Here is a 17,593-nt window from a genome sequence, read left to right as displayed (position 1 = left end):
AGTATACTAGACATTGTGTCTAATAAACTTTATAGGGGAGCGCCCACCGTGTCATTCCAGGAAAAGAGCATTGTCGCGAGCTTTGTCACTACCGCGCTGGTGTGGGGCTATTACTTCTCGCGGGTCTACGATTTCAGCACTGGGGTCTTCGCCGGACTGGCAGGGGTCGGCATGCTGCTGCTGGCAGCGGTCGCGCTCACCATTATTCTCGAGATCGTGGTGCAGGCCTTTATCGTCGCGCGTGCCGCGTTAGCCAACGAGTCGGCAGACGCGCCACCCGAAGACGAGCGTGACAAGGCAATACTCTATCGTGCCAGTTACTTTTCCGCCTACATATTGTTTTTTGGCGTCATTGCCACGGTGATCATCGCGCTGGCTACCGAAAGCCTGGTCATCGCCCTGAACACGCTGATTCTGCACTTTGTCGGTGCCGAGTTATGGCGCTATCTGCTGCAACTCTATTACTACCGCCGGGGCATGTGACGTGGGCCGCGTAAAGAGTTCCATCACCAACCGGGTACGCGCGCTGCGATTCGAGCATGACGAAATGACGCAGCAGGCACTGGCAGATCTTGTCGGCGTAACCCGGCAAACCATCGTGGCAATAGAAAAAGGCAAATACTCGCCGTCACTGGAAGTGGCGTTCCGTATTGCACGCACTTTTGATCGCCCGATGGAGGAGGTATTCCAGTTCAATGACTGACGATGCCTCACGGAAGGGAGCGGGGCAGACCCACTGCTCGCCGCAGCATCGTTAGTGGTAGCCAAGCAGGCAGTTACGGTGCCAGGTAGGGTTCCAACGGAATAATGTCGACCTGATGCAGCGAAACATAAGGAACAGCAACACGCTGGCGGCGGGTATCGATGGCGATATCGGCCGGCTTTCCGGGCAGTTTTATCGCAGACCGGTCGGTACCGTCGGTGAGAATGTGCAGACTGGTGTCACCCTGGCTTGCCGTGATGATTTGTCCATCAACAACCTCGACGCCATCGTAGTTGCTGCCGCCGGAAAACGCCGGCAACTCGGTGAACGACCCGTCAGCAATATCCCATTCGACCAATGCATCGCCGTCGCTCCAGGGCGCCAGCAGCAGCCGGCCGGTTTCCGGATTGAAGGTAATACCGTTGGGCCTCATCGCTGTGCTGGTCGCGACGGTGGCTGTCCCATCCACGATCCGGTACACAACAGCCTGTCCGGTGTCGGTCACATATAACGCACCATCCGGACCACGCACTACGTCGTTGGGAAACCCCGGGTCAAATGATGACAAGTCGACAAAGCCGAGTTGCGCACCGCTGATGCGATCGAACAAATGAACACCCAGGGCATCGACTACCCATAAGCCATTTTTGTCTGCATACATGCCGCGGGCGCCATGCAGTGGTGCGTAGTCGCCGCCCTGCATAAACTTTAGTTCGATGATTTCGCCGGCCGGAGACATTTTTGAGACGAAGCCGTTGGAGTCGCCGGAAGACTCGCCGTTGAAGTTACCAACAAAATATACATCCAGCTCGGGATCGTAGCGTACAGATTCCGGCCCGCTGAATCCTGTTACTGAAATCCGTTCGGCAACTTCAGCATGCTGAGATGGCGCCGCTGCGGTCATGTCCTGTGATGTATCGACGGGTTTTGACTGACAGGCGATCAGCGAGAGACACAAAGGCAGGATGGCCAGGTAGCAGATTCGGTTCATGGTGTTGTCCAGATACTCATTGAGGTACCGGTCGAGACGGAGCGGCGACCAGTGCTGAAAGCCAACTTGTCGAAATTATATTCCCTGTCAGATGCGGCAGGCAAAATCCGGGTAGACAGGTCGCCCCATTCTTTTGTCAGCTCTGTTTATCGCCGAGGGTAAAAGGTGGCAGGCGCCGGCGCTGCAGCCAGTTTGCCTGCGACCAGCTCGAGTCCTGCCGGCTGAAGTGCATCGTAAAGGCATGGCGTGACTGCGCGGAAGTATTCTGCGAACTGTAGTGGGGCAGGTGGTCGTCGAACACGACTATGCTGCCGGCCGGCACTTCCAGGGCGACCGCTTCATCGGCCGAAGGCGTGGGCAGTTTCTCCAGCGTGCGCAGCACGCCTTTTCCGGCCGCGTGATTCCACTCGTAGACTTCGCCTAATGGCTGATTCTGGCCGCCCGGCTGCACCCACAGGCAGCCGTTGCCCAGGTGTGCATCCTCCAGCGCAATCCAGAAACCAACCACCCCGGGATGGTCGGCAATGAGATAGCTGGCATCCTGGTGCCAGCGGACCTCGCCGCCAATGTGTGGCTGCTTGAAGATGTACATGGTCTGCCAGAGCGCGGCGGGTGCCAGCGCGAGGCTGTGCAGAATCGCGGTAAAAACCGGCTGGCGGCAGAATTCGGAAAATGCGGGCACCAGGTCGTGCATGGCATGGCCGATCTTGTTGACAGCCAGGTGCTTTGGCCGACTCAGACTGCCGTCAGCATCGAGCGCGTCTTCCTCGAGGAAGCAGTGCACTGCCTCGGCAGACTCGACAAAGTAGCTGTCCCTGCCGGTGTCACGATCCCGCGTTGAAAAAACCGACCGGTGCCGGTCGACGTCAAAGTCTTCGACAATGCCCAGCGCCGCCGCGCGTATGGTATCGAGCGATGCCTGCGGCAATACGCTTTCCAGCACCACGAAACCGTCGCTGCGATAGTGCTCCAGCTGCTCGCTGTCGAGGCCAGCATGGTGCGTCACCATTGTTCGCTCACGATTTCAATGCGACGGCAAACCATGTGCGTCAGGCGCCTCGCGTATCCAGCGCCGTGTCTATGACAAACAGGATGTGCTGGGTGTGCGCCATGGTTTCGTCGTTGCCATCGGTCTTGCCACGCAGCAGTCGTCGCACCTGGTCCAGTTGATACAGCGCCATGGACTGCGATGGGTAGTCATACGAGCTCTTCTTGTCGCCCGTAACCATCGCGGCCAGCCTATTGATGTATTCCAGCTGCAGGTTCTGGCGCACGCTGTTGACGTCGCTGCGGGCATCCGCGGCAAACACAGCATCAGTGAGATCGTCCATGAACGCGGCCAGTTCGTACTGGTTACCGTACAGGCGCGAATCGGTTATGCGCTTGAGCACGTTCGGGTGCAGCAGGTGATCGAGCACACCCTTTTGTGCGGCCAGCTGCCACTCATGCAGCTTCGGGTCTTCGGTCTTGTCCCAGAAATCGAAGCCACGACGGCGCTGCTGCAGGTGGGTGAACAGTTCCGGGCTGCCGGCCAGCGCATCGGGGCCAAACAGGTGAGTCTCAAGCGCCCGCATGGCACGCTGCTGATCGGCATAGCTGACAGGTGTAAACGGTGCGCTGCCGGAAACCTGTCCCGGCGGCGTGCGGTCGACATAAACGCCACCGATATAACGCGAAACAACCGCGCTGGAGCGTGCATATTCGGCCATCATTATCAGGAAACCGTCGTGCAGTGCCTGCCACGATTCAGTGTGTCGCTCCGGCAGGCCGGCCAGTACCTCATCAAGCTGCTCCAGTCGCTTCACGGCATAGCCGATACCGTCCGAGCTCATGTCATAGATATTGACCCGCGGGTCGATTGCTTTGCCGGGGTTACGCATGTCGTCGGCATCGTTGCCGAACGCATGCTGCGGTTCGACCGAACGTGCCAGGATTTCAGCCAGTCGCTCGCGCTCTTCGTCGGCATCATCGACTGCAGGGGAATAGCCGTATTCGATCACCCAGTCGTCGTACGGGCCCGGACTGGTTGAATAGAACAGCGTCTGTTCTTCGTCGGGCGGCGCGACGTTCAGCGCCGGGTAATCCATCACCGAACCGGACAGACCGTTTTCGGCTACTTGCAGCGCATCGAAGGGTTCATCGAGCAACTGCGTGGCCTTCATGTTGTGGTTCAGGCCCAGTGCATGGCCAATCTCGTGCAGGATCAGGTAATGCATCGAGTCGTGGATCAGCTGTTGCTGCAGTTCCGTGCCGGCGCCGTAGGCGTCGAGCGCCTGCATGCCGAACAGGTTACTCAACTGCATGCCGTTACCCAGCGAGCAAAAGGCGTGCTGGCCATGGCCAATAGCCTGTGGCTGTTGACCGCTGATTTCCTGCAGCACGCGCTGCCGACGCAGCCGGTTGGTCAGGAATGAGTACTCGAGCATCACGTCGGCGCCGATAATCTGCCCGGTACGTGGATTGATGAAGCTGGGGCCATAGCCACCAAACGGCGGGTTTGGCGAGGATGTCCAGCGTAAGACGTTGTAACGAATATCGCCGGCATCCCAGTCGGCGTCATCGGGCTGAATCTCTACAGCGACAGCATTACTGAACCCCGCTTTTTCAAAGGCGGAGTTCCATGCCAGCGCAGCGTCGCGGATCAGGTCACGGTACTCGATCGGCGTCGTGTTCTCGATCCACCAGGTAATCGGCTCGACCGGGTCGGAAACATCCGCATCCGGATTCTTTTTCACCAGGTGCCAGCGCGCGATCAGGTCGCGGTAAGGCGTGTTGCTGCGCGTGGTCAGGTCGGTGACCCGCGAGGCGAAGTAGCCGACACGATAGTCGTCCAGGCGTGGCTGGTAGTCGTTATCGGGCATGGCGATAAAGGTATGCTGCACGCGGATGCTCACGGCGCGGCTGTCGGTAATGTCTTCCTCTCCGCGGACAACTGGCGCCGGGTTTTCGTAAACATACTCGGCAGTTAGTGCCGTGTTTTTCGGATAGTTATCTACAGCGACAATTTTGTTGCGTGATTCGCTCAGGGTTCCAAGCGTAAAACCGTCTTTCGGCTTGGCATCCGGGTCCGGCGTTGGTTTTACCTGCTGCAGTTTCTCTTTCAGCAGCACGTCATCGAGCTTGATAAGAACCTCGCCCGTTTTTTCGTCTTCGGCGACTATTTCCTGCACTGCGAGCACTGCCGGGCTGATATTGGCATCAGCGGCGCGTGACAGCGGGCTGTCGGGGTCGAAATAAAAGCTCGTGTTCTCGCCAACAAACTCGAGTCGCTTGTAGTGGCGCTTGAGTGAGAAAACGCTGTTACCAATGTACGCGCCACGGAAGTGACCGCCTTCGACGACACCATTCGTGGTGTGAGCAAAATAAATGTATTCCTGGTTCAGCTGGTCGGGCTGCACCGCCATGTAAACGGTCCCGTCCTCGCGGTCGCGAAACAACGTGAACAGGCCGTCAACGCGATCGCTGTTCTCGGTAACTTCGGCGATGGTTTTCTTTTCTTCCGCTTCGTCTTTCTTGTCGGCTTCGTCAGCTTGCGCTGCGCTATCGTTAGCCACACCGGCGGGCGCTGTGCGACTTTCGCAGCCACCGATCATGGCCGCGGCGAATATCACAAATGACAGGAGTAGTCGGTACATTGATTTTGCTCTCATTAAGATAAAGGCGGGGATGGGCATGGTAGTAAAGAACCGACGGCAAGGCACCCGGGCGCCGTAAAGCTCCCGGTGGTGCGTAACCAGCGGTATATGCGGCTGATAACATGCCATGGAATATGTCAAATTGCACCGCGGCTACGCGGGGACTACACTCGTCAGCAAGTGTCGCCGAATGCGGCACAGGACGGGGGTCCCATGAAACGCATAGTCTTGATAGCCGCCACGGCGCTCTTTTTGCTGCCGGGCGTAAGTTCTGCCGCGCTGGTCGCGCTCAATGCAACGATTAACAGCGACCAGGCCGGTACCACCAGCGGTGGTCTCGGCAGTGCCGCGATGCTGTACAACACCGACACCAACGTGCTGACCTGGGCGATCCTGTTCGATGGTCTGTCAGGCGGCTTGACGGTTGCGCATTTTCACGGGCCCGCAGCGCCTGGTGACACGGCCGGTATTGAGGTAGATATCATTGCCAACAGTGGCGGCGATCTCAGCCCGCTGATCGGTTCGGCCATGCTCTCCGACGTACAGGAAGGCGACCTGCTGAACAACCTCTGGTATATCAACCTGCATACCGCCGCGTTTCCCGCTGGCGAAATTCGCGGCCAGGTGACCTTCAAGAAAGTGGTTCCGATCCCGGCTGCGGTATGGCTGTTTGGCTCAGCACTGATGGGTATCGGTGCGCTACGACGCCGCACCTGAAGCTTTCAGGTTTTCTACAAAAGCCCTGCGGTAACGCGGGGCTTTTTTATTGCTCGAGTTCGGATGCAACTCCGGTTACTTCGTTAATCGATACCTGCCTGCCACAATTGCCCCAGCTGCTGCCGACGTAGGTCATCACGTCAGCAATAGCGTTTGGGTCGAGGTGACCGAGGGTGGCGACCAGATCGTTGACCTCCATGCCATGCAATCGTGCAGCCGGCGACTGGGTTACCAGAATCATGCGTATGCCCCGCGCCGGGTCAGCTACCAGTGGCTCGTTGCCCGCCAGCGCCGGGACGCGCCCGGAAATGCCGCCACCATCCTGCTGATGGCAATAGGCGCAGCTGGAGTCAAACACTACGGCGCCACGGCTGGCCGCATTCGCCCAGGATGGACTGGAAATGCAGTTGCCGGTGGATTGCTCCGGCAGCAGGTCCTGCTGGACCGGCGTTGCGCAGGCGACGAGGCCAAGTGCGGCGAGCAGCTGTATATTGCGCATCAGTTTCCTCCGTTATTGGTGTCATGATACGTGAGATACTCCCGCCCCACTATGAATGAGGGGCTGACAGCAGAGGCGCTCGAACTGTGGCGGGGGAACCGGCGCCTGCTGGCGGGCGTGTCGTTTTCCGCGGCGCCTGGGTCGATCGTACACATTACCGGGCGCAATGGTGTTGGCAAGACCACGCTGCTGCGGGTGATGTGCGGGCTGACCCGGCCCGAATCCGGTCAGGTACTGTGGCGTGGTCGCCGGATTGAGGCCGATGCCGGCGCGTTTCATTCCGAGCTTGCATGGCTGGGTCACCGCGAAGGCCTGAGGCCGGAACTGACGGCCCGCGAAAACCTGGAGCTGGCACGCCGCCTGCAGGGCCGGGAAGCCGGCAATGCCGCAGCGGATCTCGAGAAAGCCGGCATAGGCCACCTGGTTGACCTGGCAGTCAGGGCGTTTTCCGCCGGGCAGAAACGACGTGTGGCGCTGTTGCGGGTATTCAGTTCCGGCGCGTCGCTGTGGTTGCTCGACGAGCCGTTCGCCAATCTTGATGCCGACGGACGCGACTGGGGGCTGGCGAGGGTGCGCGAGCACACGGCCGCTGGAGGAGTCTGCATCCTGAGCACGCATCTGGACCTGGATGGCGATGACGTCGTGAAGGTCAACCTGTCGTCATGACCGAGGTTTTGCGTGCAATTATTGCCCAGTGGCAGAGTGATTTCCGCGTCGCCCTGCGGCGTTGGGGCGAGCTCGCCAACCCGGTGATATTTTTCGTCGCTGTCACGCTGCTGTTTCCACTATCGTTGAGTCCCGATGCGGCGCTGCTGGGGCGCATCGCGCCGGGCATCATCTGGGTTGCCGCGCTGTTCGCGGTTTTGCTCGGACAGGAGAGCCTGTTCCGGCCCGACCTGGCCGACGGCACACTCGAGCAGATGGCGATCAGCCGCCAGCCGCTGATGACGCTGGTTTTCGGCAAATTGCTGGCGCACTGGACCCTGTCGGCCCTGCCACTGGTGCTGCTGTCACCGATGCTGGCAATAGCGCTGGCGATGCCAACCGCGGGTATTCCGACTATGATGCTCAGCCTGCTGCTGGGTACCCCGACGCTGGTGGTCATCAGCGCCATTGCCGCCGCATTGACAGTGGGGTTGAGTCGCGGTGGGTTGCTGCTGTCTATCCTGGTTGTGCCGCTGATCGTACCGGTGCTAATTTTCGGCGCCCGGGCAACCGACCTTGCGGCTTTTGGCGAGGAGCCGGGGGGCGTTTTGTATCTGCTCGGGGCAATACTGGCACTGGCTTTGACATTGGGTCCGCTCGCAGTTGCGGCGGCATTGAGGATCAGTCTCGATTGAAGTTTCTACCGACATTCATTCATAAGCTGGCGTCACCGCCGCACTTTTACCGCCTGGCCGGCATGTTGACGCCTTGGTTTGCCGGCAGCGCCTTGCTGTTGCTGCTGGCCGGCGCCTACGGCGGGCTGGTGATTGCGCCGGCGGATTACCAGATGGGCGACGGCTTTCGCATTATTTATGTCCACGTACCCAGCGCCTGGATGTCATTGTTTGTCTACGTCGTGATGGCATCGGCAGCCGCAGTCGGGTTGATCTGGCGGATCAAGCTGGCGCATGCGGTTGCCGCATCCTGCGCGCCGATTGGCGCCTGGTTCACCTTTCTGGCGCTGGCAACCGGGGCGATCTGGGGCAAGCCAATGTGGGGCACCTGGTGGGTCTGGGATGCGCGGCTGACTTCCGAGCTGGTTCTGCTGTTTCTTTACCTGGGCTACATCGCGCTGCATTCGGCAATTGACGAGCGCGGCCGGGCCGATCGTGCGGCAGGCCTGCTGGCGATAGTCGGCGTCGTGAATGTGCCAATCATCCACTATTCCGTAGAATGGTGGACAACGCTGCACCAGCCGGCCTCGATCGCCAAGCTGGGTGCGCCGTCTGTACGCGATCCGGCCATGCTGGTGCCGCTGCTGGTCATGGCCATAGGCTTCAAGCTGTATTTCGCGGCTGTGCTCATGGTACGCGTGCGCGGTGAGGTGCTGGAGCGCGAGTGGCACAAGCGCTGGGCAGCTGAAAAACTAGGAGTATCATAAAGTTGCAAGAGTTTATTGAGATGGGGGGTTATGCAGAGTACGTCTGGTCGGCGTTTGGCCTGACCGTGGTCGTGCTGTTGCTGAATGTCTACCTGGCGCGGCGTAACCATCGCCTTGCCATCGAGCGCGGCCGTGAACGGCTGAGGAGCACGCAATGACACCGAGACAACGACGAATGTGGGGCGTTGGCCTGGTGCTGGCCGGGGCCGGTGTGGCAACAGCGCTGGCGATGCAGGCATTCAAGGAGAACATGCTTTATTTCTACACCCCCGCGCAGATCGAATCGGGCGAGGCGCCGGTTGCGCGTGCTTTCCGCATTGGTGGGCTGGTGGTACCCGGCACGGTCGAGCGCGAGCCCGGCAGCATCGATGTCAGCTTTGCACTGGCGGACAATTCGCACCAGGTAACCGTCGCCTATTCAAAAATCCTTCCCGACCTGTTTCGCGAGGGGCAGGGCATCATCGCGCGCGGCAAGCTGAATGAAAGCGGCGTGTTCATGGCCGAAGAGGTGCTGGCCAAGCACGACGAAAACTACATGCCACCGGAACTTGCCGAAGCCCTCGAGGGCTCCGGTCATCCCGGCAGCATTGCGTCGGAACAGTAATGCTGCCTGAAATCGGACAAGTCGCGCTTATCATCGCGATGCTGCTGGCAGTAGCGCAGTTTGTGCTGGGAATTGCAGGTGGCATCAGTGCGCGAGCGCCGTTGATTGCGGCGGTAAAGTCAGCGGCAGCGGGTCAGTTCGTTTTTGTCGCAATAGCCTTTGCCATACTCACCACTGCATTTCTGCAGGACGATTTTTCCGTCCTGTATGTCGCGCAAAACTCCAACCTCGCGTTGCCGACGCCGTACAAGGTTGCCGCCGTCTGGGGCGCCCATGAGGGTTCGCTGCTGCTGTGGTCACTGATACTGGCAGCATGGACGATCGCTGTTGCTGCATTCAGCTCGTCGCTGGCAGATCGTTTTGTCGCACGGGTGCTGGGCGTCATGGGAATGGTGGGGTCCGGCTTCATGCTGTTCATGCTGAGTACCTCCAACCCGTTCGCGCGGCTGATACCGGCTGCCGCCAACGGTCGTGACCTGAACCCGTTGCTGCAGGACCCTGCACTGGTCCTGCATCCGCCGATGCTGTACGTCGGCTATGTCGGGTTTTCCGTGGCGTTCGCATTTGCTGTCGCGGCGATGCTGGAGGGGCGCATCGATCAGACCTGGGCGCGCTGGGTGCGGCCGTGGACCACTACCGCATGGGCTTTTCTTACCGGTGGTATCGCGCTGGGCAGCTGGTGGGCCTATTACGAGCTGGGCTGGGGCGGCTGGTGGTTCTGGGACCCGGTCGAGAACGCCTCGTTCATGCCGTGGCTGGTCGGTACTGCCTTGATTCACTCGCTTGCCGTAACTGAAAAGCGCGGGCTGTTTTACAGCTGGACGCTACTGTTGTCGGTGTCGGCATTCTCCCTGAGCCTGCTCGGCACTTTCCTGGTGCGTTCGGGCATCCTGGTTTCGGTGCACGCATTTGCCAGCGATCCGGAACGGGGCCGATTCATTTTGATTTACATGGTTGTTGTGGTGCTCGGGTCGTTATTGCTCTACGCCTGGCGTGCGCCACGCATGGTTGCCAAACAAAGCGGGTTTGCGCTCGCGTCTCGCGAGACCTTTCTGCTGCTGAACAACATGCTGTTGGTCGTGGCTACGCTGGTGGTGCTGAGCGGCACGCTGTATCCGCTGCTTCACGATGCCCTGGGTTTTGGCAAGGTATCGGTCGGGCCGCCGTGGTTCGAAATGTACTTTCTCCTGCCGATGTGGCCACTGCTGGTTCTTGTTGGTGTGGGCATGCACGCCGGGTGGAGAAAAACCGCCAAAGGGCACTTGCAGCAGCAGCTGAAGTGGCCGTTCTGGGTGGGTTTGGTTGCGGCCATTGTTTTTCCGCTTTTCCTGTATCGCAGCGGCGGTGCGCTCACGGCGATGGGCATTGGTACCGCTTTCTGGATTCTTGCATCGGTTGTAACCGAGATAGTCAGCCGGTGGAAGCAAATGGGTCGCATCAGCAAATTGCCCCGCGGCGTCACCGGGATGGTGCTGGCTCACGCCGGTATCGGAATAGTCGCATTGGGTATTGTGGTTACGTCTGCGTACAGCGACGAGCGCGATGTGAGTCTGCGACCCGGCGAATCGGTCGAGATGCGTGGCTACAATTTCAAACTGCTGGGTATCGGGCCGGTAACTGGCCCGAACTGGCGCGCTGAGGAGGCCACGGTAGAGGTGCGCCAGGGCAACGAGCTGATAGCAACGCTGTCGCCACAAAAACGCGTGTACCTTGTGCAAACCAATGCGATGACCGAATCGGCCATCGATGCCAGCGTACGTCGCGACCTGTACGTGGCGATGGGTGAACCTCTGGGCGACGGGGCATGGAGCATGCGGTTCCAGGTCAAGCCGCTGGTTCGTTTTATCTGGCTGGGTGCTCTGGTTATGCTGATCGGTGGCGCCATCGCCGCGAGCGACAGGCGTTACCGCAAGGCCCGCGCGCAGCTGCCGGCAGCCGGCGGAGCGACCGAGCGCGCATGATACGCACGATCGTCCCGGCCACGCTGTTTGCAATCCTGGTGGTGTTTTTCTGGACCGGGCTGAAGCTGAATCCGACGGAAATCCCGTCGCCACTGATCGGCAAGCCCGCTCCGCAGTTTGACCTGCCCGGCTTGCGCGACCCTGACGTTCGGCTGACGACGGAACAGCTGCAGGGCGGTGTTTCGTTGCTCAACGTCTGGGCCACATGGTGTGCGGGCTGCCGCCAGGAGCATGACTTCCTGCTGCAGCTGGCGCAGTCCGGCGTCCCGATTTATGGACTGAACTACAAAGACGACCGTGACCAGGCCATCGCGTGGCTTGAGCAGCTGGGCGATCCCTATCTTGCCAGTGGTTTCGATGGTGAAGGTACTGTGGCTATCGACTGGGGCGTCTATGGTGCGCCGGAAACATTTCTGATCGATGCCGGGGGAGTCGTGCGCTACAAGCACATCGGGCCGCTCGACAACGAGGTCTGGCGCACGAAGTTGTTACCGCGCATTCGATTGCTCAGCGGGGAAAGCGGATGAAGGTGCTGATTTTGCTGACGGGCCTGCTGTTGTTGACGCCGGTGATGGCAATCGATAACAAGGAAGCGCTGCCGGACCCGGAACTGCAGGCGCGATACCTGAAGTTGAGTAACGAGTTGCGTTGCCTGGTTTGCCAGAACCAGTCAATTGCCGACTCGACCGCGGGCCTTGCCGGTGACCTGCGTCAACAGGTGCGCCAGATGCTCCTCGACGGCGCATCAGACGACGAGATTCTTGAATACATGGTCGCACGCTATGGAGATTTCGTGCGCTACCGGCCGGCGTTTACGCCGCGTACCTGGGCCTTGTGGCTGGGGCCGGTTGCCTTGCTGCTGGTTGGCCTGGCAATCGTCGCCGTGGTTGTAAGGCGTTACGCAACGCTCGGAGCCGGGGCAGCGGAGGAGTGATGCCACCACCAGTATTCGTCGTACTCGCCGGAGCAATGGTCATTGCAGCACTGGCCATTCTCGTGCTGCCGCTGACGCGCGGTGAGGACAGCGCGCCCGTGTCCGCCGGGGTAGTCGTTGCATTGCTGCCGTTGACTGCAGCGATTTTGTATTTTTCCTGGAGCAACTGGCGCTGGGATCAGTCGGCGATCCCTGCCGTTGCTGCGGCACATGACGATGCCGCCGCGCCGTCGATCGAACAGGCGGTAGTGCAACTGGAGGCACGACTGCAGGCGGTGCCGGACGATGCGGAAGGCTGGCTGATGCTTGGCCGTTCGTACGTTGTGATGGGGCGCTTTCCGGACGCTGTTGACGCCTATGGTCGCGCGCGCCAGCTCGGTAACGATACCGATGTGCACGCTATTACCGGTTACGCTGAAGCATTGGCTATGGCCCGGGGCGGGGTGATCGACGATGAAGCAGCGGCACTGTTCGAGCAGGCGCTGACCATTGCACCCAATGACACCAAGGCCTTGTGGTATGGCGGGCTTGCGGCGCTCGAAAGTGGTCGCCCGCGGCAGGCGCGCGACCGCTGGCAGCGCCTGCTTGCGGCCGGGCCACCCGAGGAAGTTGCCAGCGTACTGCGTGAACAGATTGCCGCTGCTGATGCGATGCTGGGCGGTGCGACAACTGCGCCCGCAGAAGTTCCTGTTGCAGCGGACGGTCTGAGTTTGCATGTTTCACTGACCAGTGAGCTGGCAGCCCGGGTTGGCCCCAACGTGCCGGTGTTCATACTGGCGCGACAGGTCGACATGCCGGGTCCGCCACTAGCCGTGGTGCGTAAGACGGTTGCCGACCTGCCGGTGCGAGTCGTGCTTTCAGATGCTGATGCGATGGTGCCCGGTAGGGTGCTCTCGGCACACCCGAGCGTCGAAGTCGTGGCGCGTGTGGCTATCGGCGGCACGCCGGCTGCGCAGCCAGGCGACTTTGCCGGCAGCCGCGTCGTGGCAAGCAGCGGCCAGGCCGCAATCATTATCGACAGTGTGGTCAGTCCCTGAGTGCCCGCAATCACGGTTGCCGGTACACAGTGAATTTGTGCGAGGATAGTCAGATGTCAGAAGACTTAAAAGAACAGTTTGAAGCCGCAGCAGTGGCCTCCAAGAGCCTGAGCAGGCGTCCGGCCAATGAAGATATGCTCGAGCTCTATTCATTGTACAAGCAGGCTACGATCGGCGATGTCAGCGGTGAGCGGCCGGGTGGCTTCGATTTTGTCGGCGGTGCCAAGTTTGACGCCTGGTCCGGGCTCAAGGGATTGACTGCCGAAGAGGCTATGCGGCGTTACGTGGCCAAGATCGAAGCGCTGAAAGGCTGATTTGTCGCTCGAACTGAAGTTCGATCGACTTCCGCCACTGCTGCCACGTTACCTGCGTGCGCTTGCGCCGCGGATGCGACGGCCCGGCGGTGAACCGGTCGTGCCGCAAATCAGTGCGATCGCAAAAAGTGTCTCGGCCGATGCCGGCAGGCTGGCGGCTTTTGCCCGTCTCATGGGGCATCCGCCTGACGAGGGTCTGCCGCCAACCTATCCGCACGTGCTGGCAGCACCGCTGCATCTTTCAATCCTGACCCGGCCCGAGTTTCCGTTGCGGGCAACGGGACTGGTGCATCTTGGTAACAGCATCAACGTTTATCGCAGCATTCCGGTGAATGCCACCATGCAGCTGGTTGCCCGGCTGGTACGACCCGAGCGTACATCTCGCGGTATGGAAATGGTGATGGAGACCAGCGCGATTGTTGATGGCACAACTGCCTGGACCGGCGAGAGCCGGTTTTTCGCCCGCTTGCCGGGTAGCGGGCGTGGTGAACGACTAAAGCGCCAGGCAACAGACGGGTTCGATGAAGTGGCTGCCTGGCAGGCCGGCCCCGGCATCGGACGACAGTATGCGGCAGTGTCGGGGGACTACAATCCCATTCACCTGTCAGCGATTACCGCCCGGCCGTTCGGGTTCCGTGCACCGATTGCCCACGGCATGTGGAGCCTCGGGCGCACAATGACGGCCTTGCGGGATCGGCTGTCTGCTCCTTACCATTTTGATGTGCGTTTTCGGCGCCCGTTGCTGCTTCCTGCAGAGGTGCGTTTGATGCTTGCAGCCGACGGCCAGTTCCGGCTGGTCGAGGTCGGCAGCGGCAAGGCCTATCTGTCGGGTTTTCACACTGAAATACAACAATAATCATCAAAACGTGATCAACTTAACGCACCTTATCTAGCAGTATTTCTACAATCAGCCAGACGTTGTTTTGCGTGCGCCACGGAAGTGTGACGCGCGTCACACTGTATTTATCTGAAGGCTGATGCTGCACATCACGAAACATTGTTTTTCCGTCCGGCTGGTGCTGGCGATGTTGCTCGCAGGCTGGTCGCTCGTTGCCAGCGCGCAGGAGCGCGTGCTGGTTCTGGGCGCGATTCATGCCGACCTCGAAGGGCGCTATGCCGAATTACGCCCGATGGCCGATTATGTGGCTGCGGCTCTGGCAGATGCCGGTGTCACCCGTGTCGATGTAATGGTGGTAGAAGACCGCCGGCGGCTGGCGCGCATGATGCGCGACGGACGTATCGACTGGGTCAGTGAAAACGTCGCCAACGCCGTTTACCTGCAGGAGGCAGCCGGTGTCCAGATTCTCGCGCGCAAATGGAAGCAGGGCGCACCCCAGTTCCGCTCGGTATTTTTCACCCGCAGTGACGGCGATATAACGTCGCTGGGTGACCTTGCCGGGCGCACGCTGGCATTCATCGAGTCTGATTCCACCGCTGGCCACCTGTTGCCTGCCGCCGAACTGATCCGCGAGGGTCATCGCACCGTGGCCCTGGAGACACCGCGACAGCAGTCGCCGGCCGGGACCATCGGCTATGCATTTGCAGGCAGCGATATCAATGCAACCACCTGGGTGCACAAGCGAATCGTGGATGCCGGAGTACTGAGCAATGTGGACTGGGAGTCTGATTCCAGCCTGCCGGAGTTTTTCCGCAAGGACTTTGTGATTTTTCACCAGACCGATTCAATGCCTCGCGCCCTGGAGCTGGTTCGTGGTGATCTCGATGAAGACATAAAAAATGCGTTGAGAAGCACCCTGCTGGGCATGGATAAAGACAGTGGTGCTGCGCGCGCCCTGCAGGCCTACCAGGGCACGCTGCGTTTTGACGAGCTCGGTGAGGTCGACCATGAAACGTTGCGGAAACTGCGCAGCACATTTGCCCAGTTGATGTTGGTGAACTGACCAATGCCGGAGATGAAGTTCAACCTGCAGGCGCGATACTCGCTGGTGATGCTGGCCGTCATCATCACTATCGTCGTGTCGCTGTCGGTTGTGCTGCTTCTCCAGTTTCGGGTTTCCACCCGCGAGATTACCCAGCTCAGCGCAGCGTCGCTCGAGCAGGACCTGCTGCAGCAAGTCGAGCAGCGCGGCACGCTTACAGCGACGTTCCTGGCGGAGAATCTTGCCAACAGCCTGTATCGCTACGACATGCAGAGCATGCTCGAATTTACCCGCAGCGCGACCGAGCAGAACGACCTGCTGTACGCGACCATTCACGATACAGATGGGCGCGTCGTGCACGACGGCACCGTTGAAATTGCCAGTTTTGGTACAGCATTGCCGGCAATCACCAGGCTGGACGGCGTGCGTATAGACGCCGAAACGCTGGAGGTCTACCGGCCCATCCTGTACCGCAACCAGGCGATCGGCGGCGTACGCGTAGGACTTTCGCTGGCCCCGATCAAGGAAGAGATTGCAGCGATGACCGCCGGCGTGCGCAACGTCAGCGATCGGCGCCTGCGTAACAACCTGTTGTCCGCCATTGTCACTTCGTTGTTGTTTGCCGTTGCCGGAATGTTAGTGGCGTTCGTCGTTTCGCGCAGCCTGGCACGGCCGATCAGGCAGCTGGCAGAACAGGCTACACGGATCGGCAGTGGCGACTACACCGATACCCTGGCCGTCGACCGCAGTGACGAGATTGGCGAGCTGGCAAGCGCCTTCCGTGACATGAGCCGCAGCCTGCGCGCCAGTGATGGCGAAGTGCGATACCTGGCGTATCACGACAGCCTCACCCGGTTGCCAAACCGTGCGCGGCTTAAGCAGTTCCTGGCCGAGGCGGTTGCGCGGACCCGCCGTGGCGGGCAGAAGATGGCGCTGTTCTTTATCGATCTCGACGATTTCAAGCGGGTAAACGACACGCTGGGCCACAAAGCCGGTGATGTGCTGTTGAAAGAGTTCTCACAGCGGTTGCGCGATTCGCTGCGCGAGATGGATCACATCGATCCGGACGCCGAAGTCGAACGTGACCTGATCGCCAGGCTAGGTGGTGACGAATTTACCGTCGTGCTCGAAGATGTAGAGGACACGCGTGACATTGCAGTCGTTGCGCAACGCATACTCGATGCACTGCATGACCCGTTCCTGCTGGCCGGGCAGGAGGTGGTCGTCGGTGCAAGTATCGGGATCACCGTTTTTCCTGACGATGGCGAAACGGTTGATTCATTGTTGAAGAATGCCGACGTGGCCATGTTCCAGGCCAAGGACAAAGGCAAGAATCACTTCCAGTTCTATAACCAGTCGATGGACCATGCTGCCGTCCAGCGGCTCACGCTGGAGAATGACCTGCGTCATGCGCTGGCCAGGAACGAGCTGCGGGTGGCCTACCAGCCGGTTATTGATGCACAGACTGGCGCTGTGGTGGGCTGCGAGGCGCTGGCGCGGTGGCATCACTCCAGCTACGGCATGATTCCCACGGACGTGTTTCTGCCGCTGGCAGAAGAGAGCGGCCTGATTGTCGAATTCGATGAATGGTGCCTGCGCCAGGCAGCCCAGGACCTCACCCAGCTGCATGCGACCGGCTTTCGCAACCTTTACGCCACCGTGAACATTGCCAGTGTTCATTTCCGCGAGCAGCGCATCGGTGAAACCGTTGGTGCAGTGTTGCGCGAGAATGACCTGCCGGCGCGCTGTCTGCGTCTCGAGCTGACAGAGAAAACGATCATGCGTAATACCCGGCGCGCCGCCGAGTTGCTGGTGCAGCTGCAGGCGCTCGATATAGGCGTCTGGATTGATAACTTTGGCGCCGGCTTCTCGTCATTGACGCACCTGACCAAGCTGCCCATAGCCGGGCTGAAAATCGACCAGGAGTTCGTACACCGCATCAGCCGTGGCGCCAATGACCGCACCGTTATCGCAACGATTATCGCGATGGGGCATAGCCTGGGGATGCTGGTAAGTGCTGACGGTATCGAAGACCAGGAGCAGCTGGAGTACGTACGCAAGGCCGGCTGCGACATGGTGCAGGGCCACTATTTTGCCCGGCCAATGGGGCTGTCCGAACTGATGGGCCTGTTGGGCCGGCGGGCACCCTACGGTGCGGGCAAGGTAGCCGCAACCCGTCTGGCAACGACTTAACCCGCCACACCACTGCTGCCATCGCCTGGCAGTAAAGTT

20 protein-coding genes are annotated in these 17,593 nt (G+C 60.1%); 16 read left to right on the top strand and 4 right to left on the bottom strand.

Annotated elements, in window-relative coordinates:
* The first annotated feature begins 48 nt into the window (after positions 1–48).
* Positions 49–483, top strand: a complete 435-nt coding sequence (locus HKN06_03900; protein NNF60458.1) for a DUF2178 domain-containing protein — start codon at positions 49–51, stop codon at positions 481–483.
* A 1-nt stretch (position 484) separates the two neighbouring features.
* Positions 485–703 (top strand): helix-turn-helix transcriptional regulator, encoded by a 219-nt coding sequence (locus HKN06_03895; GenBank protein NNF60457.1) that lies wholly within the window; start codon positions 485–487, stop codon positions 701–703.
* A 73-nt stretch (positions 704–776) separates the two neighbouring features.
* Here HKN06_03895 and HKN06_03890 read toward each other — a convergent pair whose 3' ends face one another.
* The 3 genes from HKN06_03890 to HKN06_03880 form a co-directional block, all read right to left on the bottom strand.
* Entirely contained in the window at positions 777–1,694 is a 918-nt protein-coding gene (locus HKN06_03890) for a hypothetical protein (protein NNF60456.1), read from the bottom strand.
* A 136-nt stretch (positions 1,695–1,830) separates the two neighbouring features.
* Positions 1,831–2,703: a phytanoyl-CoA dioxygenase family protein gene (locus HKN06_03885; protein ID NNF60455.1), complete on the bottom strand. Its 873-nt coding sequence runs from the start codon at positions 2,701–2,703 to the stop codon at positions 1,831–1,833.
* A gap of 40 nt (positions 2,704–2,743) precedes the next feature.
* Positions 2,744–5,329: a DUF5117 domain-containing protein gene (locus HKN06_03880; GenBank protein ID NNF60454.1), complete on the bottom strand. Its 2,586-nt coding sequence runs from the start codon at positions 5,327–5,329 to the stop codon at positions 2,744–2,746.
* 213 nt (positions 5,330–5,542) lie between these two features.
* Here HKN06_03880 and HKN06_03875 point away from each other — a divergent pair, with 213 nt between their 5' ends.
* Positions 5,543–6,046, top strand: a complete 504-nt coding sequence (locus HKN06_03875; GenBank protein ID NNF60453.1) for a CHRD domain-containing protein — start codon at positions 5,543–5,545, stop codon at positions 6,044–6,046.
* Between the two features lie 46 nt (positions 6,047–6,092).
* Here HKN06_03875 and HKN06_03870 read toward each other — a convergent pair whose 3' ends face one another.
* Positions 6,093–6,545: a cytochrome c gene (locus HKN06_03870; protein NNF60452.1), complete on the bottom strand. Its 453-nt coding sequence runs from the start codon at positions 6,543–6,545 to the stop codon at positions 6,093–6,095.
* Positions 6,546–6,596: 51 nt separating this feature from the next.
* Here HKN06_03870 and ccmA point away from each other — a divergent pair, with 51 nt between their 5' ends.
* From ccmA to HKN06_03805, 13 genes are all read left to right on the top strand, one after another.
* Positions 6,597–7,211, top strand: a complete 615-nt coding sequence (gene ccmA, locus HKN06_03865; protein ID NNF60451.1) for a cytochrome c biogenesis heme-transporting ATPase CcmA — start codon at positions 6,597–6,599, stop codon at positions 7,209–7,211.
* The gene (gene ccmB, locus HKN06_03860) at positions 7,208–7,885 is read left to right on the top strand and encodes a heme exporter protein CcmB (protein ID NNF60450.1); all 678 of its coding nucleotides are present in this window, start codon (positions 7,208–7,210) and stop codon (positions 7,883–7,885) included. Before ccmA ends, ccmB begins: the two co-directional genes overlap by 4 nt.
* Positions 7,886–7,947: 62 nt before the next feature.
* Complete coding sequence (locus HKN06_03855) at positions 7,948–8,631, top strand: heme ABC transporter permease (GenBank protein NNF60449.1); 684 nt, start codon at positions 7,948–7,950, stop codon at positions 8,629–8,631.
* A gap of 20 nt (positions 8,632–8,651) precedes the next feature.
* Positions 8,652–8,789, top strand: a complete 138-nt coding sequence (gene ccmD / locus HKN06_03850) for a heme exporter protein CcmD (protein NNF60448.1) — start codon at positions 8,652–8,654, stop codon at positions 8,787–8,789.
* Positions 8,786–9,235: a cytochrome c maturation protein CcmE gene (gene ccmE / locus HKN06_03845; protein ID NNF60447.1), complete on the top strand. Its 450-nt coding sequence runs from the start codon at positions 8,786–8,788 to the stop codon at positions 9,233–9,235. The genes ccmD and ccmE overlap by 4 nt, the downstream gene beginning before the upstream one ends.
* On the top strand, positions 9,235–11,196 hold the full coding sequence (locus HKN06_03840; protein ID NNF60446.1) for a heme lyase CcmF/NrfE family subunit: 1,962 nt from the start codon (positions 9,235–9,237) through the stop codon (positions 11,194–11,196). The genes ccmE and HKN06_03840 overlap by 1 nt, the downstream gene beginning before the upstream one ends.
* Positions 11,193–11,723 (top strand): DsbE family thiol:disulfide interchange protein, encoded by a 531-nt coding sequence (locus tag HKN06_03835; protein ID NNF60445.1) that lies wholly within the window; start codon positions 11,193–11,195, stop codon positions 11,721–11,723. Before HKN06_03840 ends, HKN06_03835 begins: the two co-directional genes overlap by 4 nt.
* A complete protein-coding gene (locus tag HKN06_03830) occupies positions 11,720–12,130 on the top strand; it encodes a cytochrome c-type biogenesis protein CcmH (protein NNF60444.1) in 411 nt (136 codons plus the stop codon). Before HKN06_03835 ends, HKN06_03830 begins: the two co-directional genes overlap by 4 nt.
* Positions 12,130–13,167, top strand: coding sequence for a tetratricopeptide repeat protein (locus HKN06_03825; protein ID NNF60443.1), 1,038 nt, complete (start codon positions 12,130–12,132; stop codon positions 13,165–13,167). The genes HKN06_03830 and HKN06_03825 overlap by 1 nt, the downstream gene beginning before the upstream one ends.
* Positions 13,168–13,220: 53 nt before the next feature.
* Positions 13,221–13,481 (top strand): acyl-CoA-binding protein, encoded by a 261-nt coding sequence (locus HKN06_03820; GenBank protein ID NNF60442.1) that lies wholly within the window; start codon positions 13,221–13,223, stop codon positions 13,479–13,481.
* Position 13,482: 1 nt separating this feature from the next.
* On the top strand, positions 13,483–14,337 hold the full coding sequence (locus HKN06_03815; protein NNF60441.1) for a hypothetical protein: 855 nt from the start codon (positions 13,483–13,485) through the stop codon (positions 14,335–14,337).
* A 121-nt stretch (positions 14,338–14,458) separates the two neighbouring features.
* A complete protein-coding gene (locus HKN06_03810; GenBank protein ID NNF60440.1) occupies positions 14,459–15,382 on the top strand; it encodes a phosphate/phosphite/phosphonate ABC transporter substrate-binding protein in 924 nt (307 codons plus the stop codon).
* Between the two features lie 3 nt (positions 15,383–15,385).
* Positions 15,386–17,554, top strand: a complete 2,169-nt coding sequence (locus tag HKN06_03805; protein ID NNF60439.1) for an EAL domain-containing protein — start codon at positions 15,386–15,388, stop codon at positions 17,552–17,554.
* Positions 17,555–17,593 lie beyond the last annotated feature (39 nt).

Source organism: Gammaproteobacteria bacterium, from assembly GCA_013003425.1.
Lineage (GTDB): Bacteria > Pseudomonadota > Gammaproteobacteria > Steroidobacterales > JABDKV01 > JABDJB01.
Note: the sequence above shows the minus strand (reverse complement) of the source record. Positions and strands in the feature narration are given on the sequence as shown.